Origin of the sequence: Synechococcus sp. CC9616 (assembly GCF_000515235.1) — a bacterium.
Taxonomy (GTDB): domain Bacteria; phylum Cyanobacteriota; class Cyanobacteriia; order PCC-6307; family Cyanobiaceae; genus Parasynechococcus.
Window position 1 is genome coordinate 26,301 of the sequence record NZ_KI911558.1, and the last position, 18,941, is coordinate 45,241.

Annotated in this window: 23 protein-coding genes; 6 read left to right on the forward strand and 17 right to left on the reverse strand. The window is 60.6% G+C overall.

Features of this window, described 5'->3' with window-relative positions:
- Entirely contained in the window at positions 1-870 is an 870-nt protein-coding gene (rsmI, locus tag SYN9616_RS0100210) for a 16S rRNA (cytidine(1402)-2'-O)-methyltransferase (RefSeq protein WP_028951326.1), read from the reverse strand.
- Positions 871-998: 128 nt separating this feature from the next.
- Here rsmI and SYN9616_RS17530 point away from each other — a divergent pair, with 128 nt between their 5' ends.
- From SYN9616_RS17530 to SYN9616_RS0100225, 3 genes are all read left to right on the forward strand, one after another.
- Positions 999-1,163: a hypothetical protein gene (locus tag SYN9616_RS17530; RefSeq protein ID WP_198015109.1), complete on the forward strand. Its 165-nt coding sequence runs from the start codon at positions 999-1,001 to the stop codon at positions 1,161-1,163.
- An 83-nt stretch (positions 1,164-1,246) separates the two neighbouring features.
- Complete coding sequence (locus SYN9616_RS0100220; protein WP_369791910.1) at positions 1,247-1,558, forward strand: hypothetical protein; 312 nt, start codon at positions 1,247-1,249, stop codon at positions 1,556-1,558.
- Positions 1,559-1,617: 59 nt separating this feature from the next.
- A complete protein-coding gene (locus SYN9616_RS0100225; RefSeq protein ID WP_369791911.1) occupies positions 1,618-2,532 on the forward strand; it encodes a 3'(2'),5'-bisphosphate nucleotidase CysQ in 915 nt (304 codons plus the stop codon).
- Here the strand turns inward: SYN9616_RS0100225 and SYN9616_RS0100230 are convergent, their stop codons facing one another.
- From SYN9616_RS0100230 to sppA, 14 genes are all read right to left on the reverse strand, one after another.
- Positions 2,533-4,698, reverse strand: coding sequence for a polyribonucleotide nucleotidyltransferase (locus SYN9616_RS0100230; RefSeq protein ID WP_028951329.1), 2,166 nt, complete (start codon positions 4,696-4,698; stop codon positions 2,533-2,535). It lies immediately after the preceding gene.
- Positions 4,699-4,813: 115 nt separating this feature from the next.
- A complete protein-coding gene (gene rpsN, locus SYN9616_RS0100235) occupies positions 4,814-5,116 on the reverse strand; it encodes a 30S ribosomal protein S14 (protein WP_028951330.1) in 303 nt (100 codons plus the stop codon).
- A 55-nt stretch (positions 5,117-5,171) separates the two neighbouring features.
- Entirely contained in the window at positions 5,172-6,254 is a 1,083-nt protein-coding gene (gene rseP, locus SYN9616_RS0100240; protein WP_028951331.1) for an RIP metalloprotease RseP, read from the reverse strand.
- A 24-nt stretch (positions 6,255-6,278) separates the two neighbouring features.
- Entirely contained in the window at positions 6,279-7,556 is a 1,278-nt protein-coding gene (serS, locus tag SYN9616_RS0100245; RefSeq protein WP_028951332.1) for a serine--tRNA ligase, read from the reverse strand.
- Positions 7,557-7,597: 41 nt separating this feature from the next.
- The gene (locus tag SYN9616_RS17535) at positions 7,598-7,759 is read right to left on the reverse strand and encodes a hypothetical protein (RefSeq protein WP_198015110.1); all 162 of its coding nucleotides are present in this window, start codon (positions 7,757-7,759) and stop codon (positions 7,598-7,600) included.
- A gap of 78 nt (positions 7,760-7,837) precedes the next feature.
- Complete coding sequence (locus SYN9616_RS0100255) at positions 7,838-9,328, reverse strand: AAA family ATPase (RefSeq protein ID WP_028951333.1); 1,491 nt, start codon at positions 9,326-9,328, stop codon at positions 7,838-7,840.
- Entirely contained in the window at positions 9,325-9,846 is a 522-nt protein-coding gene (locus SYN9616_RS0100260) for a DUF177 domain-containing protein (protein WP_028951334.1), read from the reverse strand. The genes SYN9616_RS0100255 and SYN9616_RS0100260 overlap by 4 nt, the downstream gene beginning before the upstream one ends.
- Positions 9,843-10,988 carry a membrane protein insertase YidC gene (yidC, locus tag SYN9616_RS0100265; RefSeq protein WP_028951335.1) on the reverse strand — a complete coding sequence of 382 codons (1,146 nt, stop codon included), beginning with the start codon at positions 10,986-10,988 and terminating at the stop codon, positions 9,843-9,845. Before yidC ends, SYN9616_RS0100260 begins: the two co-directional genes overlap by 4 nt.
- 58 nt (positions 10,989-11,046) lie before the next feature.
- Positions 11,047-11,457: a PH domain-containing protein gene (locus SYN9616_RS0100270; RefSeq protein WP_028951336.1), complete on the reverse strand. Its 411-nt coding sequence runs from the start codon at positions 11,455-11,457 to the stop codon at positions 11,047-11,049.
- Positions 11,457-11,840 carry a ribonuclease P protein component gene (locus SYN9616_RS0100275; protein WP_028951337.1) on the reverse strand — a complete coding sequence of 128 codons (384 nt, stop codon included), beginning with the start codon at positions 11,838-11,840 and terminating at the stop codon, positions 11,457-11,459. Before SYN9616_RS0100275 ends, SYN9616_RS0100270 begins: the two co-directional genes overlap by 1 nt.
- Before the next feature lie 31 nt (positions 11,841-11,871).
- Positions 11,872-12,009, reverse strand: a complete 138-nt coding sequence (gene rpmH, locus SYN9616_RS16230; protein WP_011128745.1) for a 50S ribosomal protein L34 — start codon at positions 12,007-12,009, stop codon at positions 11,872-11,874.
- Positions 12,010-12,055: 46 nt separating this feature from the next.
- A complete protein-coding gene (locus tag SYN9616_RS0100280; RefSeq protein ID WP_028951338.1) occupies positions 12,056-12,625 on the reverse strand; it encodes a DUF2808 domain-containing protein in 570 nt (189 codons plus the stop codon).
- A gap of 75 nt (positions 12,626-12,700) precedes the next feature.
- On the reverse strand, positions 12,701-13,084 hold the full coding sequence (gene aroH / locus SYN9616_RS0100285) for a chorismate mutase (protein ID WP_028951339.1): 384 nt from the start codon (positions 13,082-13,084) through the stop codon (positions 12,701-12,703).
- Entirely contained in the window at positions 13,081-13,893 is an 813-nt protein-coding gene (gene sppA / locus SYN9616_RS0100290; RefSeq protein WP_028951340.1) for a signal peptide peptidase SppA, read from the reverse strand. Before sppA ends, aroH begins: the two co-directional genes overlap by 4 nt.
- Before the next feature lie 53 nt (positions 13,894-13,946).
- Here sppA and SYN9616_RS0100295 point away from each other — a divergent pair, with 53 nt between their 5' ends.
- The 3 genes from SYN9616_RS0100295 to SYN9616_RS0100305 are packed head-to-tail and all read left to right on the forward strand — an operon-like array spanning position 13,947 to position 17,783.
- A complete protein-coding gene (locus SYN9616_RS0100295) occupies positions 13,947-14,882 on the forward strand; it encodes a DMT family transporter (RefSeq protein WP_028951341.1) in 936 nt (311 codons plus the stop codon).
- On the forward strand, positions 14,879-15,988 hold the full coding sequence (locus SYN9616_RS0100300; RefSeq protein ID WP_028951342.1) for a glycosyltransferase family 4 protein: 1,110 nt from the start codon (positions 14,879-14,881) through the stop codon (positions 15,986-15,988). Before SYN9616_RS0100295 ends, SYN9616_RS0100300 begins: the two co-directional genes overlap by 4 nt.
- A 10-nt stretch (positions 15,989-15,998) precedes the next feature.
- Entirely contained in the window at positions 15,999-17,783 is a 1,785-nt protein-coding gene (locus SYN9616_RS0100305) for a glycosyltransferase family 39 protein (RefSeq protein WP_028951343.1), read from the forward strand.
- A gap of 1 nt (position 17,784) precedes the next feature.
- Here the strand turns inward: SYN9616_RS0100305 and SYN9616_RS0100310 are convergent, their stop codons facing one another.
- Positions 17,785-18,414 carry a sulfotransferase family 2 domain-containing protein gene (locus SYN9616_RS0100310; RefSeq protein WP_028951344.1) on the reverse strand — a complete coding sequence of 210 codons (630 nt, stop codon included), beginning with the start codon at positions 18,412-18,414 and terminating at the stop codon, positions 17,785-17,787.
- A complete protein-coding gene (locus tag SYN9616_RS0100315) occupies positions 18,411-18,929 on the reverse strand; it encodes a DUF721 domain-containing protein (protein ID WP_028951345.1) in 519 nt (172 codons plus the stop codon). The genes SYN9616_RS0100310 and SYN9616_RS0100315 overlap by 4 nt, the downstream gene beginning before the upstream one ends.
- Between the last annotated feature and the right edge of the window lie 12 nt (positions 18,930-18,941).

An 18,941-nucleotide genomic window follows, 5' to 3' on the forward strand; every position in this document is an offset into this window, starting at 1 on the left:
TCAATGTTGAGGTAAGTTTGTCGTGCGCCGATGCAGAAGGGCGTACAGCTCCCGGCGGGAGGTGCCGGTCTGGTCTGCCAATTCTCGGGCAGCATCGCTGGCACTGGCTCCAGCCTCCATGTGTTGCTCGAGTCGCCGCAGAAGCTCCGCTTCGGAGTGCTGTGTGGTGGGTTGCAATGGCGCTCCTCCGAGAACCAGTGTGCATTCCCCCTGAGGGGGATGCTGACGAAAGTGCTCCCTTGCAGCACCCACTGTTGGGCCGATCTGTTGCTCGTATCGCTTGGTGAGTTCTCGGGCGACCTGCACTGGCCGATCTTCGCCGCAGTGTGTAACTAGCTCATCGAGCAGGGCAAGCAGGCGGTGCGGCGCTTCGTAGAGCACGGTTGTGCGGCTTTCCCTGGCGATGTTCGCCAGTCTTTGCTGGCGATCCCGTCCTTTTGTGGGCAGAAATCCTTCAAAGCAGAACCGTCCACTGGGTAGACCGCTGCTGACCAGGGCTGTTGTGGCTGCACAAGGGCCCGGGATGCAGATCACCTCATGACCATCAGCGCGTGCAGCTGCCGCCAGTGCTTCGCCAGGGTCACTGATCCCGGGCAATCCGGCATCACTGATCAGCGCAAGGCTGAGCGGCTGTTTCAGAAGTTCCAGCAACTGCGGCAGTCGGCTTCGGGTGTTGTGCTGGTGGAAGCTCAGCCTGCGCCCTTGGGCGCCAAGGCTTGCCAGCAGCTGACCGCTGTGGCGCGTGTCTTCACAGGCGATCACGTCCACCTGGCGAAGCAATTCTCTGGCTCTTGGAGAGAGGTCGCCGAGATGGCCAATCGGAGTCCCGACCAGGTACAACGTTCCAGGGGCTGGCTCCTGCCGCTGCATTGGCCATTCCCTAACCGCTGAACTCTAGGTTCTGCAATGGATCTCGCCAGTCGTTTGCGAACCGGCATCAATCGCCACCAAAGGCCTTGCAAAGATTCGTTACGATTTGTGCAACCGACGGATTTTCCGTGGAAATCGCTCTCCATCAGCAGTTCGAGAAGCAGCGTCTTCAAGGCGTCATCGATCAGGCAGGCGATCTTCAAGAGCTCAAAGATCTGGCCAAGCAACTTGTCGAGCTGTATTTCAAGCAGAAGGCAGCAACGGCATGGGCGGTGGATCAGGCCACGTCCTGAATCTCCTCAGTGCCTGCCTCCTGACAGGCGAATTCAAACTGTGTGATTGATGACATCGAGGTGGTTTGTCCTCTCTATGACTGATGAAAATCAGCGTCCTCATGCTCACCACAGCAACACGCCTCAGGATTCAGGACATCCTTCGACGTGTGGCTCAAGGTCAATCCGTGAGTCTTCAGGACCGGATTTACGTCAATAAATTCGCTGAGCACGACCGCACGGTGAATGGCTGGGCCAGTCGCGCCAGGCGGATGCAGCTTCAACAGGCACCTTCCAAAGGGCTGGATGGCTTCCTTGCCGATCTTGATCTTGGCTCGGAAGAGGAAGGTGATCGCTATCGCGGCGACCTCGGCGATTGGTTCGGCAACGCATCGCCCTGGCTGCGGCGGGATTGACCAGCGCAAGGTCTTTGGTGCTGCCTTGCAGCACAATGTCAGCGCCATAGATCTCCATCATGCCCAGCTCTGCCCTTCTGCCTGTTGGCGTTTCCATGGATGGGCTTCTTGCTGAATTGAGACGGCTGAGCTGGGGTGCTGCCGACATCCTGCGTGCCTACGCCAGAGGCGAACAACCTCCCCATGGCTTCCCAAGGGCCCTTCGCGTTGAGGATGGAGGCGAAGGGCCCGTGTCGGCGGCTGATCTGGCCGTCAACAGCTGGTTGCTTGATGGCCTCAGCAGCGCATTTCCTGAGGCTGGCTGGACCCTTCTCAGCGAGGAAACGGCGAAAGAGCAGCTCACCGAGGGGGTGCCTCTGGCGGCTGAGTGGTTATGGATCCTTGATCCTCTGGATGGCACCAAGGATTTTCTACAAGGCACCGGTGAGTACGCCGTCCATCTCGCCCTCGTGAAAGAGCAACGGCCTGTGTTGGGTGTGGTGCTCTTGCCTGAAGCGGATGAACTGTGGATCGGTGTGGTTGGCGATGAGGCTTGGTGTGAGGACCGACAGGGGCAGCGCTCTCCCGTGCGCTTTAGCCAGCGCTCTGAGCTGTCGGATCTGATTCTTGTGGCCAGTCGCAGCCATCGGGATGAGCGCCTGGAGCAATTGATCTCGGCGCTACAGCTTGGCGGCTCGCTTGCGGTTGGAAGCGTTGGTTGCAAGGTGGCCACGATTCTTCGAGGTGAAACAGACCTCTACATCTCTCTCTCCGGTCGTAGTGCTCCCAAGGACTGGGATATGGCAGCCCCTGAAGCGGTTTTGCTGGCGGCCGGAGGACGATTCACCCACGCTGACCTGAAGGATCTCAGCTACAACACCGGCGATGTTCGGCAGGCAGGCTGCCTGATTGCCAGCCATGGAAAAGCCCACACCGCACTCGGTGAGAGTGCGACGCGGGCGATGTCCACCATTGATCCTGGCTTCCCCGTCTGATCAGTTCAGGGGCGCGACCGGCGTGGGTACCGGCTCAAGCTCACCACCTTCGCCGTTCTGAGGGACGCCGCGAAGAGTGAGGTTGATGCGTCCGCGGTTGTCGATCTCGCGGACGCGCACGGTGACCTCATCACCGACCTTCACCACATCGTCGACCTTCTCCACGCGAGCTTCCGAGAGCTGCGAGATGTGGATCATGCCCTCTTTGCCGGGAAGGATTTCCACAAAGGCGCCGATCGGAATGATGCGAGTGATCGATCCGGTGAACAGTTCGCCTTCATTCACCTTGCGGGTCAGTCCCTCGATGATCCGTTGCGCTTCCTCCGCTGCCGCTCCGTCATGGGAGGCGATGGTGACGATGCCGCTGTCCTCGATGTCGATCTTGGTGTTGGTGCGCTCTGTGATGCCCTTGATCGTGCGGCCTCCAGGGCCGATCACGGTGCCAATCAGCTCAGGATCGATTCGGAAACTCAGCAGACGCGGCGCATGGGGAGAGAGCACATCCCTTGGAGCCGCAATGGCTTCCAGCATCTTCTCGAGGATGTGGAGGCGAGCAGGACGGGCCTGATTCACCGCTTCCGCGACTGTGCTCACCGACAGACCTGTGATCTTCATGTCCATCTGCAGGGCGGTGATTCCCTTCTCGGTTCCAGCCACCTTGAAATCCATGTCGCCGAGGAAATCCTCAATGCCCTGGATGTCCGTGAGGATGCGAACTTCCTTGCCTTCCTTGATGAGTCCCATCGCTGCTCCGCTCACAGGGGCCTTGAGGGGTACACCGGCATCCATCAGCGAGAGGGTGCTGCCGCAGACCGACCCCATGGAGGTCGAGCCATTGGAACTGAGCACTTCGCTCACCACACGCACCACATAAGGGAAGGTGTCTTTCTCGGGCAGCACCGGAAGAATCGCGCGTTCGGCCAGAGCTCCATGCCCAATCTCTCGGCGTCCGGGTGAACGCATCGGGCGTGTCTCGCCGACGGAGTAGGGGGGGAAGTTGTAGTGGTGCAGATAAATCTTTTCGGTGTTGGGATGGAGGTCATCCATCTCCTGGGCATCACTCGGTGTTCCCAGCGTGGCGGTGGAGAGCACCTGGGTCAGCCCCCGCTGGAACAGGCCGGATCCATGCACCCGCCTTGGCAGAACTCCAGCCATGGCACTGATCTGGCGCACTTCGTCCAGTCCACGGCCGTCCACGCGCTTGCCGTCCTTGAGGATCTGCTGGCGCATCAGGCTCTTGGTGAGGGCCTTGAAGCTGTTGCCCATCAACTTGGAATTGGAGGCGACGGCCTTGCGGACGGCATCGTCCTCCTTCAGCGCTGAAATGGCTTCTGCCGCAGCACTCTTCACTTCATCAAGAGCCTTGTCGCGTTGCTCCTTGCTCTGATCGAATTTCTTGAGCACCTCGCTGATGCCCTTGGTGCACTGCTTGCTCAGGAAGGTCGGCAGGGTCTTGTCTTCATCAGGCGCCTCGACTTTCACCTGATCGATGCCCAGGTCTTTCAGCAGGTTCTGTTGTGCCTTGATCAGTTCGCAAATCGCCTCATAGCCGAAGTCGATGGCTTCAATGACATCGCCTTCCGGTAATTGGTTGGCTCCCGCTTCCACCATCACCACGCCATCCGGTGTCCCGGCGACGACAAGATCCAGATCGCCTCGCTCGATTTCCCTGTAGCTGGGATTCAGAACGAAGTCGTCCCCGAGCAGACCCACACGCACTGCAGCCATCGGGCCGTTGAACGGAATCTTCGCGAGCAGGGTTGCGATCGAGGCTCCCGTCACGGCGAGCACATCGGCAGGAACCCGCTCATCAAGAGACAGGCAAGTGGCGACGACCTGCAGGTCGTCTCGCAACCAGGCCGGGAAGAGAGGCCGCATCGGCCTGTCAATCAGGCGCGCGGTCAGGGTGGCGCGCTCCGGAGGGCGACTTTCCCGCCGCATATAGCTCCCCGGAATGCGTCCTGCTGCGTAAAGACGCTCCTCGTAATCGCAAATGAGGGGTAGAAAGTCGATGCCTTCCCGTCCGCCTGAACGGGTGGAGGTCACGAGAACGGAGGTGTCTCCGCATTCAACCAAGACGGAACCTCCCGCTTGGGGGGCAAATCGCCCGGTGGTCAGTCGAATCTCACGTCCGTCAAACGAGATCGACTGGGTTTGTCCTTGCACGACGGCTTATGTCCTTTTGTCAATTGTTAGTTTGCCATTTCGTGGGTTTCAGCACTGGTGAGTGCAGGGATCGCGCTCACCAGACCTGTTCAACCAATGGCCTGATTTCAGCTGATCACCAGCTGGACTTCACCACGCCGGGAAGCTCACCTTTGTGAGCCCGCTCCCTCAACTGATTGCGGCAAAGGCCGAAATCTCTGTAAACACCCCGAGGCTTGCCGGTAGCCCAGCAACGGTTGCGAACACGGTTGGGTGCACTGTTGCGAGGTAATGCCTGAATCTTGCGGTGAATCTCAAGACGTTCCATGGGATCCCCAGCGGCATTGAGGGCCTTCATCAGTGCCGCACGCTTGGCCGCGTAACGCTCCACGAGCTTCTTGCGCTTCACATCGCGGGCGATCATCGACTTCTTGGCCATGCAGCTGAATCGCTGAAGAATCAATCTCCAACTATACAGTTTGAAGACGTTCAGCTCAGCGGGTGATCAGCTGTTGTACCAGCGGAAGTTGACTGGTGTCCCGCACGATCAGAACGACGGTGAGACCAACGATCAGCAGAAAACCTGATTGCAGGTAAGCCAGCTGCCAACGTTCCGGGACCGGACGACCTCGCAGTCCCTCAAGCAAGAGCAGGAACATCTGTCCGCCATCCAGCAGGGGAACAGGAAAGGCATTGAGCACGGCCAGATTGATGGAAATCAGGGCCATGAAAAACACCAAACCTGAGCCCCCCTGCTCGCTCAGCTGCGCACCGATCTCAACAATTTTCACCGGGCCGCTCAACTGACTTGCGTGGCCTCGGAAATCACGGATCAGCCCGCCATAACCCATCAGGGTCTGCTGCAGGAGCTGACGAAACTCCGAGACGGTATGGGTGATCACCTCAACAGGACCGTTGGCAGGGCGGCTTCGCCCGTTCACATTGGCCTGCAGTTGCGCTCCGATCCGGCCTGATCCTCCCTCGTCGAGGGGTTGAAGGTTGATGCTCTGCTCGCTTTGGTTGCGCTGCCTGTTGATGGTGAGGACTTCTCCGGGAGCGGCTTTGATCTCCTCGACCATGGCCTGTACGCCGGCCTGGCCTGTGCCGAGCTGTTCGCCATCGATCGCCAGGATTTTGTCCCCGGGTCTGAGGCCAGCAAGGTCAGCTGCTCCTCCTTTCTGGACATCGATGATCAGAACACCAGGATCCGGATCCGCCGGCAAACCGACCAATGCGGTCTGGCCGAACAACACCACAAGCGCCAGCAGCAGATTGGCCAGCACACCTGCTGAGATCACCAGCGCCCGCTGAGGAATCGGCCGATTGCGCATCAGATCGGGATCATCGGCAGGAATGGAACTGTCGTCGTCGTCATCAGGGAAGGAGACGAACCCACCCAGGGGCAGCAGCCGGATCGCGTAGGTCACGCCCTGTCGTTGACGTTTGATCAGTGCCGGGCCGAATCCGATTGAGAAGCCGTTGACACGGATCCCCTGGAGCGTGGCAGCGAAGAAGTGACCGGCTTCATGAACCACGATCAGGAAGGCCAGCACCGCAATAGCCGCGAACACGTTCATGCCGGCGTCATCTGTTGAATCGAGTCATTGTGGCTGCAATAGCTCGCTACCGACGTACGGGACGAGAGCGGGGGGCAGGCGCACGGTCCCATCCGGTTGCTGACCTGTTTCCAGCAGGGCTGCCATCGTGCGCCCGACCGCCAGCCCACTGCCGTTCAAGGTGTGCACCAAACGGGTGTTTTTCCCTTCCTTCGTGCGGATCGATGAGCGTCGTGCCTGGAAGTCTCCGCAAACGCTGCAGCTTGAAATCTCCCGATAGGCACCGGCACCTGGCAGCCAGACTTCCAGGTCGTAGGTGCGTTGAGCCGAGAAGCCCAGATCGCCGGTGCAGAGGTCCAGCACCCGGTAAGGCAGCTCGAGAGCCTGAAGAACCGCTTCGGCATCGGCAGTGATCTGAGCGTGTGCATCAGCCGACTGGTCGGGATGAACAAACCAGTAGAGCTCCACCTTGTTGAACTGATGCAGCCGGATCAATCCTCGAGTGTCCCTGCCATAACTGCCAGCTTCCCGACGGAAACAGGGGCTGTAGGCCGCGTAGCGCAATGGCAGCTGATCGACCGGGATGATTTCATCGCGATGGAGCGACGTCACAGGGACTTCAGCTGTCGGCGTCAGCCAGAGATCGTCTTCGGCACACCGGAAGCTTTCCTCTGCAAATTTGGGGAGCTGGCCTGAACCGGTGAGGCTGGCTGAATTGACCAGGACCGGTGGCAACACCTCGCGATAGCCCTTGCTGGTGTGCAGATCCAGCATGAAGTTGATCAGGGCGCGCTCCAGGCGCGCTCCCTGGCCCATCAGGGTGACGAAGCGGCTCTGGGCAATCCGGACGGACCGTTCCGTTTCGAACAGTCCAAGCCGTTCTGCGATCTGCCAGTGCTCTTCGAGCCCCTTCTGTTCACGGGGTGTCCCCCAGCGCCGGAGCTCAACATTGTTGGTTTCGTCCTGTCCATCAGGACAGTCCTCAGCGGGAAGATTCGGGTATGTGAGCAGCTGGTCGCGAAGCTGATTCGACAGCTGCTTTTCCTCCTCCTCCAGAACGGCAACCCGCTGTTTGATGGTGTTGCCCTCCCGGCGTAAGGCGGCAACGTCATCACCTTTTGGATTGGCACCGCTCTGGATGCGCTTACCGACTTCTTTGCCAATGCGGTTTCCATCCGCTTGTAAAGAGCTTCTCGTCTCTTCGAGGTCGCGTTGCTGCTGAGCGATCAGCTGAAGTCGTGTGAGATCGACGGCCTTGCCGCGACGCCCCAGTGCACTGGTGATCGTTTCGGGGTTGTCACGCACAAGGCGCTGGTCGAGCACGGGTCCGGCGGTATCGGCGCCGGCAGCCTATGGCAGCCCGATCAGAGCACCTGGCCGACCATGACAGCCGCCACGGCGGAGAACACGGTGATTCCGAGAGCGGTGATGGGGTTCTGTCCCTGGGCCACGGCCACGGTGGTGATCACGCCGGCTCCCAGGCAGGCCACGCACAGCTGGGTGGTGAGATCGTTGCGGCGGTCCAAGGGCTTTTATCCACTGGTCGGACCGTAGAGAGCGGCTTTGGCTGGGGCTTCAGGAAGGGGCGGCTTCGTTACGCCGCGTCAGGCTTCGTTACGTGTCGCAATGGAAGCGGGTCGTGCGCGGCCTTCTGCGGCCCACTGCTTGAGGGTCTCCAGCTGTTCGCTTGCCGTGCGTGACAGGGGAATGAGCTGTGATGCGGCTCGGATGAGATCGGCTTCCATCAGTTCCCGTCGCTCGGCGAAGGCCAGATGCATCGCTTCGATCACCGTCTGCTCCAGTTCCGCACCAGAGAAACCCTCGCTGCGGCTCACTACGGTGTCCAACGGCAGCGACAGACCGGGCCGGCGTCGTCCCAGATGCAGATTGAGGATGCTTCGGCGCTCCTCGCTGCTGGGAAGATTCAGGAGAAAGATTTCGTCGAAACGCCCCTTGCGCAGCAGTTCGGGTGGCAAGCGGTCAATTCCATTGGCCGTCGCCACCACGAACACCGGCGATGATTTTTCAGCCATCCAGGTGAGCACGCTGGCGAGGACGCGTTGGCTGGTGCCGCCGTCGCTGCGACCATCCCCTCCGAATCCCTTGTCGATCTCATCGATCCAGAGCACGCAGGGTGCCATCGCTTCCGCGCGTTGGATTGTCTCGCGCGTTCTTGCTTCGCTGGCACCGACCAGTCCAGCGAAAAGCCGACCGACGTCCAGTCGCAGCAGAGGCATGGACCAGCTCCCGGCGATTGCTTTAGCTGTCAACGACTTGCCGGTCCCCTGAGGCCCCACAAGAAGCACCCCGCGAGGCAGGGGCAGTCCGAAACGACGCGCATCCTCTGAGAAGGCCTGATGCCGCTGTTCCAGCCAGGCTTTCAGCGCATCGAGGCCTCCGATCGCTTCCGTGCCGTTTTCTGAGTTGCAGAACTCCAGCACTTCGCTGCGAGCGATGGTCTGACGTTTCTCGTCCAGCACCTCCATCAGATCATCCGCTCCCAGGCGACCTCGGCGTGCCAGCGCCCGTGCCGCAACCTGGCGGACGCGCAGTTCACTGAGGCCGCTGCAGGCTTGCGTGAGCTCCTCCAGAACGGAGGGGTCCAGGGGTGCACCGCTTCCTGAGGCGATGCTGGTGAGGAGTTGCCGCAGGTCCTCCGCTTCAGGCAACGGCAGGTCGAGCAATGTGATGGCTTCCTCAAGGTCTGCCGGTGGATTCCAGCCGCCAGTGCAGAGCACAAGGGTGTGGGGCGTGCTGCGGAGATGGGTGCTGAGATTGCGCAGCATCCTGGCGATGCCGGGGTCATCGCAGAACCGGTGAAAGTCTTTGACCAGCAGCACGGTGGGGCTGCCGTCCTCCAGCTGCTGCAGCCATTGCAGCACTGCCATCGGCTGGCGTGCCCCCAGGCCATCAGTGTTGAGGACGCCGTTGAGGCCTTCGATGAAATCCCAGTGGGCCAGACGTCTCTGCAGGCGTTGAGTGGCTTGCAGCATCAGGGCTTCGACGCGACTTTCCTCGCTGCTGCGGATCCAGATCAGTGGGGTGCGGGAACGGATCAGCAAATCGAGCTGAGCGGTCCAGGTGACGCTGCTCATTCCCGTTGAAACTGCTGCAGTGCCTGCCAGCGGGGATCGATTGGATCGCTGTTGGTGGAGGCTTCGCCGGCTTCCTTTGGCAGCGGTGGTCCAGGGCAGTGACCGCCGCAGTGGTTCACCACGGGCAATTGAAGATTCAGTTGTTCGAACACCCATTGCTCCGGATCGAAGCGTCCCCGCGGATCAAGACATTCAACGAGCCCTTCCATCTCTGCAATCTCCTCGGATTCCTGCAATTGCTCGTCGGAGGGAGGCGTGTCTCCGAGCCAGATCAATTCTGATGGTTGGCAGTTGAGTTGTTGATTGAACTGGCCGAGACATCGATCACACGTCAGCGTGACGATTGTGGACAGCTCTCCTTCCACTGAGAGGACGTTGCCGCGATGTTCGGCTGTGAGCTCTCCTCTCACCGGGGTAAGGGATTTCAAGGCATTGAGCTGGCCATCGACAGACCAGGTACGGGGAGCGGCGAGGGCTCTCAGTTCCTGAAGGGCGACCGGCTCCAGGCCTTCGATCATTTCCCGCCTTTTGGTTCGAAGGGGAGGCGGGAGTCACTCACCGTGCCAGCGGATGTGGCGGTGGCTGTCACGGTCTGCTGAGCCTTTTGCTGGTCGAGAATGGTTTGAAGATTCTCTGGCAGAGCTTCTTTGGTGAGGATGAAGGTTTGCAGTCCCTGGAAGATATTGGCAATCACCATGTAGAGCAGGACCCCTGCCGGCAGGGGGAAAAACAGGAACATCCCGGTGATCATGAATGGGGTGATCTTGTTGGCCGTGGCCTGCTGAGGGTTGGCCGGCATCCCCATCCCGGAGAGCAGTTGGGAGAGGAACAAGGTCACTCCGAAGGATCCCACCAGGATGGCGATGTCCCAGTTGATTGCTCCATCTGCATAGAAACCGACCTGTCCAAGGGCCTTGATGAACAGGAATCCGCTCCTGGCTGCCAGGCCGGGAATCTTGGCTTCAACCGTGGCATCTCCCTCGGCCAAAGCTGTGATGGTTCCATCCGCGCTGACGCTGAGAACGTCGTCTCCCTTGCTCAGGCTCCAGCTGGGGGCAAATCGTGATGGGTCCTCGGCGCCTTGAAGGACGTCCGCGAAGGAACGGCCGTCCTTGGTGTGCAGATTGATGCTGGCGCTGTCGCCGACACCGATTTTGTTGCCGCGAGGCAGGCTGGCGATCACGGGCACGTGATCGGTTTCGCCGATAAAGATGGAGTGACTGGCACTGTTGAAGGGTTTCGGCTCAACCGCCGCAATCTGTTCCGCGGGAAGCACCTTGACGTTGATCGTGTAGGGCACATCTGCGAATGGTGAGCCCCGCAATGTGGCGAACAGTGCAAACAGAATGGGCATCTGCACAAGGAGTGGCAGGCAGCCCGCCAGGGGGCTTCCGAACTCCTTCATCACCTTGCCCAGCTCTTGCTGCTGTTTCTGGATGTCGTCGGCATAACGACTTTTGATCTCCGCCTGGCGTTTCTGGATCACGGGTTGCGCGATCCTCATCCTCCGAGCACTACGAATCGAGCCAGCGCTGAGCGGATACAGAGCGACTCGGATCACGAGCGTGAGAGCCACAATCGCCAGGCCATAACTCGGAACTAATCCGTAGAAAAAATCCAGGATCGGGATGAGCAGGTTGTCGGAGATGTACCCGATCACGTGGAAGCTCCCGTGGGTTTTGGAGGCGGTCTACCGCCAGTGTGCAACAAAAGCGGACTCAGGCTGCGAAGCCTTCGACCGACTTCTGATCAGAGATGGATTGGCGTTCTGCAATGCGTTCCAGGATGTAGGTCTCCACATCACGGAACCTGGGAACGGAACGCAATTCCAGCCGTGCACCATCATTGAGAACCAGGACCATGTCTCCCCAGGCGCCAAATCCGCGGGGCACGCTGCGCACCTCTTTGATCTGGCTGTAAACGACCTGGGTCTTGTCCCGGCCAAGCCAGCCACCGGTCACCGAGACCCTGCGACTGGTGATGCGGAAACGCAGCCAGATCGCGCGCACGATCGCTCCAATGGTGAAAGGCAGGGCAATCAAGGTGAAGCCCAGCAGCAGGTTGAAGATCAGATCGCCACGAGCGGGACCTCCCTCGTAGTGAACCTGTTCAGCGGAGGTGGTTGTCATCACTCCAGACCGGCGGACTTCAGCAGACTGTCGCATTCTTCCAGTAACTGTGATTCTTCGACGTCGGATGCACCCGGCCGAAGGCTGATCAGAAGCCAGCGACCTGCCAGCTCAACACGTTGCTCCAGGCGTGTTCTCAGGTGGGCATGGAAGAGGCGCCGCAGTCGGTTGCGGCGGACGGCACGCTTGTGCACCTTGCTGCTGATCACCACTGCACAACGGCAGCATTTGGCAGGGCGGTGACGCAGCTCAGGCCTCAGCAGGGATAAATCACCGTTCAGAGTGCGCAGCACCATCCACTGACCGTGGTGACGACGGGCGTTGCGGTGAAGGCGGTGAAAGCAACGCTGCCCCCTCAGTCGCATCGAAGTGGGCAGCGCCATTGGTTGTGCTGTCGAGACGAGGAAGCTGGCGTCAGACAGCGAGCCTGGACCGACCCCGCTTGCGGCGGGTGCGGATCACACGGCGGCCGGTATGCGAGCGCATGCGGACCCGAAATCCGGAAACCCGTTTGCGCTTCCTGCTTGTTCCCCCCAGGGTTCGTTTGGTCATTGCTGCGTCGTGGCGTCCGGCCGATCAGAACTAATGAACCTACCAGTCAGTCCATGTCGACCAGCCAGCTGCCCCGGTAACCGGACATCGGGACGTCCCCAGGTGCCTGGACAAGAGCGTTGAACTGATACATGCGCTGACCCTGAGGATTGAACATCTTGATCAGCAGGGCGTAATCGCCATCAATGGGCACGGGTTGATCCGGAAAAACCTCAATGGCGGTTTGGTTGTCGTTCACTTCGATGGTCGCTGGAACCTTTTCGAGGCACTTGGTGCGTCTGAGCATGCTCCCTTTGGTGACCTTGCAAAGAGCCATGCGATGCGGCTTCAACTTGGCATCGAAGTAGTCCGGCACAGTCACCGTCAGCTTCAGGATGGCGGTCTTGCGGTCCTTTTCACGAAGGGTCAGGTACCACTCAGAGCGATCGTTCTCAATGTTTGAGGTCTGGTAGTAGTACAGCCGGCGGTAGTCCTTGCTGCTGTCCCAGCGGAATTCCAGCAGGCCGGAGGTGCCCTGCGACATGGCCGGTCTGGAGTTGAGGCCAGCCATGCCTCCCAGCAGTGCAAGACCACCGGCAACGGCGACAGAGCTTTTGAACAGAAGGGACCGGATCATCGCCATCAATCAGCTGCAAGGATTCTCCTGAGTCCAATGCCTGGAAGGGATGGGATTGGGCCGGCCAGCCAGCTGTCAGTTGTGACTGAGTCTGTCTGGACGCAGCAGGCGAGCCTCCTCGAGATAGGGGTGCGCCGGCTCCCGAGCGGCAGGCATCCACACGTGCGCCAGCAGTCGGATGCAGCGCGGCAGATCTCCACTCACGGCCATCTGCTGACAGTCGAGCAGGGCAACCGCATCCCAGCCCTGCCGACGACGAGCGACCGCGGCAGGGAAGCAGGCATCGAGATCGGCCGTGACCGAAAACGTCAGCGACACGATCTGGTCGGGATTCAGCCCGTTGTGTTCCATCAGGGCATCGATGAGACTTGCCACAGCGTTCTCGATCGCTGCCACCGAATTGGCTGGGCAGGTGGTTGCCCCCCGCAGACCGATCAGTTTCCGATCTGAGCCAGTCATGGCCGGTACAGCCAGAGAACCTGACCGCTGCCCATGAGCTCGAGGTTGAGCCGCTCCAGGAGTGGATTCAGAAGATGGGATCCCGGAAGCAGATTGCCGAGTTTGCGTTTGCTTTTCCCAAGGGTCACGAGCTTGGCGTTGTCCTCATCGAGGTCGGCCAGTCGCGCAGCCAGGCGTCGGGCGTCCTCTTCATCCCCGAGCTCATCGACGAGCCCGAGATCCAGGGCTTGCTCGCCGCTGAAGACCCGTCCGTCAGCAAACGTCTTCACGACGTCGGCGCTCAGGCCGCGACCTTCCGCCACGACGCCGACGAACTGGCTGTAACTGCTGTCGATCAGCTGCTGCAGAAGTTCGCGTTCGGCTTCGCTGAGGGGCCGGTCAGGCGAAAGGATGTCTTTGAACATTCCGCTTTTCACCGTGTCGAAGCGGATTCCGATGCGCTCGAACAGGCGTGAGAGGTCGTTGCCCCGAAGAATCACACCGATCGATCCGGTGATCGTGCCTGGATTTGAGACGATCTTCTCGGCTGCCACACCGATGTAGACGCCGCCGGAGGCAGAAATATTGCCGAAGCTGGCCACCACCCGGCATCCCTTTTCGCGCAGGCGCATCAAGGCGGCATGGATCTCCTGGCTGTCTCCGACGGTTCCACCGGGGGAATCGATCCGGAGCAACAGGGCAGGGAATTCCCTCTCTTCAACTTCCTTGAGTGCTTTCAGCACCCGTTTGCGGGTGCTGCCACTAATGGGTCCCTCCAGAACGACTCGCGCCATTCGACGGCGAGATTTACGGCGCCAGGGCCAGATCATGTCTTACATCAGTTGTACTCCGGATCTTAAAAAAGGCCCTGAATCTCCCCGCCATGGCCTCCATCCGCCTCTGGCTGCTGATGTTGCTTCCCTTCGCTCTGTGGGGGACCGCCATGACGGCGATGGCTCCGCTGCTCGAATCCGGTGGCAGCTGGCTTGTTGCAGGTCTTCGGCTGCTCCCTGCCGGCATCGCCCTGATCCTCTGGGTGGCCTTCAGTGGTCGGGGCTTGTTCATCGACAGCCGGGATCTCGGCTGGTTCGCCCTGTTCACCCTGGTTGACGCCTGTCTGTTCCAGGGATTACTCGCGCATGGCCTTTCAGGGACGGGCGCCGGGCTCGGCTCGGTGTTGATCGACTGCCAGCCCCTGATCGTGGCCCTGCTGGCTCGTGCCTTATTCGCCGAGTCGATCAATCCCGTGGGTTGGATCGGCCTTGGCCTTGGTTTTGCAGGGATTCTCTGCCTGGGTGTTCCGGCTGAGCTGCTGGGGCACTGGTGGCTGCTGCGGGATCTGCCAGCTGTCATTGAACTGTTCCAGCCAGGGGAGGTCACGATGCTTCTGGCCGCCCTCGCCATGGCCTTCGGCACCGTGCTGATCCGTTTTGCCTGTCGGTACAGCGATCCGATTGCGACCACGGGCTGGCACATGATCCTGGGGGGACTTCCGCTGCTTCTCATCGCAGCGGTCGATCGCCAGTTCAGCCTACCTGCCTGGGATGCGCTGGATTGGCTTCGCATGGCCTTTGCGAGCCTTCTGGGCAGCGCCCTCGCCTACGGACTGTTCTTCTGGTTCGCGAATCGCCGTGATCTGACGAGTTTCAGCAGCCTTGGTTTTCTGACTCCGGTGTTCGCGCTGGCCACCGGCGGTTGGCTACTCGGTGAACGACTCACGTCCGTGCAGTGGGTCGGGGCGCTGATGGTGCTGATGTCGGTGATCTGCGTCAGTCAGCGGCGGCGGCTGTGGGAGCCGGACGTCAGGGTGGAGGGATGAAGGACCCTTCTCTGAGGCTGGTGTTGATCAGCACCCCCATCGGTGCTCTTGGAAGTGGTCGAGGCGGAGGGGTTGAACTCACCCTGCGCTCGTTGGCTCAGGGTCTGGTGATGCGGCAGCACCAGCTGACGCTGATTGCCCCACGGGGGTCACAACGGCCTGTGGGTTGCGACGCAGTGGAACTGGTGGAGGTTGACGGGGTTGATCAACCGAGTTGGCAACATGCTTCTGAGGCTGCATCGGTGGAGATTCCCCGCAACGCGGTGCTGCCCCGCCTGCTGGATGCCGCACTGCAGCGGGCTGACAACGCCGATGCACTGCTGAATTTCGGATACGACTGGTTGCCGCTTTGGGTCACCCCCCATCTCCAACAGCCGTTGTTCCATCTGATCAGCATGGGAGCTGTCACGACGGTGATGGGGGAGGCGATTGAGGCGCTCGGCCGCTGGGACCAGAGACGTCTGGCGTTTCATACCGCTCGTCAGGCGGCTGATTTTGAGCTTCCCAATCCCCCCTGTGTGGTGGGCAATGGCTTCAACCTGGAGGCATATCGCTTTCAAGCTGCGACGGGCGGACCCCTGGGATGGGCGGGCCGCATCGCACCGGAAAAGGGCCTGGAGGATGCTGCATTGGTTGCTGTGGCTTTGGGCGAACGTCTTCTGGTCTGGGGTCTGCTTGAAGATGAGACCTATGCGGCCGCCGTTGAAGCGGCGGTTCCACCTGGAACCATTGAATGGCGAGGGTTTCTGCCCACAGAGCATCTGCAGCGGGATTTAGGCGCCTGCCGGGCTCTGATCAACACGCCGAAATGGAATGAGGCCTACGGGAATGTGGTGGTGGAGGCGATGGCCTGTGGTGTTCCGGTGATTGCTTACGACCGAGGCGGGCCAGGTGAATTGATCGTTCCTGGAGAGAACGGTCTTTTGGTCCCTCCCGATGACGTTTCAGCGTTGGCTGACGCCGTTCGCCGCTGTGGGGACATCGACCGTTCCGACTGCCGTCGGTGGGCCGAACGCAATGCCTCGCAGCAGGTTTTCAGCCGTCGGGTGGAAGCTTGGATCAGCGCTGGTCTGGCAGCGGATGGCAACATCACCGCGTTGAAGTGAGGACGCAGCGGTGGAGGTGAGGGGCCGTCAGCGGCAATGGGTGCTGGCCCTGGTTCTATTTCTTGGCGTGCTGGTTTGTCTGTGGAGGCTCGGTGCCACCGGGGTGACCGATGAGACCCCGCCGCTGTTCGCTGCGGCGGGCCGCGGCATGGTCGACAGCGGTGACTGGCTAACGCCGAGGGTGAATGGCCTGCCTCGTTACGACAAGCCACCTTTGATCTACTGGCTGATGGCGCTGGGTTATGCCTTGCCAGGCTCCTCGCTATGGGATCCGCTGGGCAGCTGGGCAGCTCGGTCGCCTTCGGCGTTGTCCAGCATCGTGATGATGTTGGCGCTGGCCGACACCCTGCTGCGCTGGCCCCGACGCGATGACCAGAGGCCCGCCTGGACTGCGGTGGCTGGAGCACTCAGTTTTGCGTTGTCCCCTCTGGTGCTCGTCTGGAGCCGAACAGCAGTGAGCGACGCCTTGCTCTGTGCCCTGCTCGGACTCAGTCTTCTGTTTCAGTGGCGGCGTTTTGCCGATCCTCAGCAGAGCCGCTGGTGGACGGCATGGGTTCTTCTAGGCCTGGCTGTTCTGGCCAAGGGTCCGGTCGCGATTGTTCTGTCCGGTCTCACGCTGATTCTGTTTTGCGGCCTGCGCCGGGATTTTCAGACTCCCTGGCGGCGCCTTCGGCCACTCCCAGGACTCTTGATCACCGCTCTGATCAGCCTGCCCTGGTACGTCGCCGAACTGTTGGTCGAGGGTCAGCCCTTCTGGGACAGTTTTTTTGGTTATCACAACCTCCAGCGCTTCACCTCAGTGGTCAACGACCACCTACAGCCGTGGTGGTTTTTTGGGCCGGTGATGTTGATCGCGGCCCTGCCGTTCACCCCTCTTCTTCTGGTCTCCATCGCTGAGCAGCCGCGTCTGCGGCCGGAGCCTGATCAGTCCTTGCAGCAGTTCGCATGGTGCTGGCTCATGGCTGTGCTGTTGCTGTTCACCTCGGCTGCCACGAAGCTTCCTAGCTACTGGCTTCCAGCCACCCCGGCTGCTGCTTTGCTGATCACCGCTGCGATCCATGGGCGCCAAGGAGGCCGGACCATCGCCTGGGCCGCAACAGCACTGCTGACGCTGGTTCTGGCGGCGGGATTCTGGGGTTCTTCTCTTTGGATCCCCCTGATCAACGACCCTGAAATGCCGACACTTTCGGCAGATCTTCTCGCCAGTGGCTTCGTGCTCCGCGCCGGAGCCTGGTTCAGCCTGGCTGGCCTGCTCTGTTGTCTTCTCTGGCGTCGCGGCGCACTCATTCGCCTGCTGACCATGCAGGCATCCCTCCTGCTGTTTCATCTCAACGCTCTCGTTCCTATCGCTGAACTTGGCGATCAGTTGCGGCAGATGCCCGTCCGTGATGCAGCAGTTCAGATGGGGCTCCAGCGTCAGTCAGGGGAACCGCTGGCCATGGTGGGAGCGATGAAACCATCCCTGCACTTCCACACCAGAGAAGTGGTGGTTTATGAAGGTCGTTCTGAAGGTGCCCTGGTCAATCTTTCCGACCGTCTGGCCCACGAACGTCGGCGTGGCTGGCAGGGCAGGCCGCTTTCCGATGATGGGGCCTCTGAAACCGTGTTGGTTCTGATCGATGGCGGCACGGCCCTCCAGGATCATTGGAGCCGCCTGGAGCCGCAGATCCTCGGAGAGTTTGGGATTTACCAATTGTGGCGGCTCGATCGTCGCCGCCTTGAGGCACGCGCTGGAGATCTTCGCAGTGAAGGCGTCGATCCCGACTGGCGTGATCCACGGCCGGAGCGCTTCTGATTCAGCCCTGTGGTGGCTTCTTCCCATAGCCGGTCATGCGGAAGTCGTGGCGGTAGTACGACCTGATCCGTCGGAGTTCACGCTTGGACAGCTCGCTGGCGCTGAGGCGTGATGGCGATTGATTGGTATGCGGCATTGGTGCAGCCTTCCGTCCCTGCGTTTGAGGATCGATCAGTTGGAAAAGGTGACGCAAATCCTGCTCAAATCGCTCCACCCTGCCAATGAACTGGGGTTGGCCTGCTCGCAGCCAGAGGGCCTGCGGTTGGAAGGTGGTCAGCCGGCGCAATCGACCCTGATGCAGATCGTTCACCATGTCGCTGAGTGATGGCCGCTCATCCAGCAGGTGCAAGCGATAGCGCTTGGTTCGACTGAGGTCTGCTTCTGATGTTCGACGCAGCTGTTTCTCGGTTCTCAGAGCAACCCGGAGGTTGTAATTGCAAGCGGACAGGAACCGGCTGATCGGATGGCGCACGAAGGTGAAGCGCAGATAGTCCCGCCAGTCCTCCGGCAGGTCATTGCGTTTGTGGTGGCTGTGGTCGTGGCGGAATCCGAAGGCTGACTCAACTGACTGACCGGCGCACTTGGGGATATGGAGAAAGATCAGTTTCTGCTTCGGCAGAATCAGACTCATGGAGTGAACCTCTGGCGGTGGCAGAAGCCACAGACCTCCCAGAGACTGATCTCACCGTTCGGAGCGGGGCGTCCGCAACGGGGGCACTGCCCCATGCCATGAACATCGCAGCGGCTGGGGTGCCTTGCCCAGATCGAGGCTTCGCTTTCAAGCGGCTCTCTCACGCGGCTGTGATGCTGTTGAACGCGCAGATCGCGTACGGCGTGGCCGGCAGCCCTCATGGCTGCCAGCAATTGCATGCGGTTGTACTGAAGGGCTTGCCGCCACTGGGGATGACTCGCTCCCACCGTGAGCACGCCCCGTTGGAGGCTCAATGGCCTGCAGTGAGGTGCTAACTGATCTCCGGCGATGTTCGGCCAGTCCTGCCAAAGCCCTGCCAAGCCTCCATCGCGACGCCACTGTCGACTGAGTCCGTCAAGGCAATCTCTCAGGGGAGCCGCGGGAGCCGGTGGTGCCGGCTGGAGGATTTCAAGCCCCTTCAGACGTCGACGTTGGGGATCTGGAGCCACTGCCATGGCCAGAGCGTA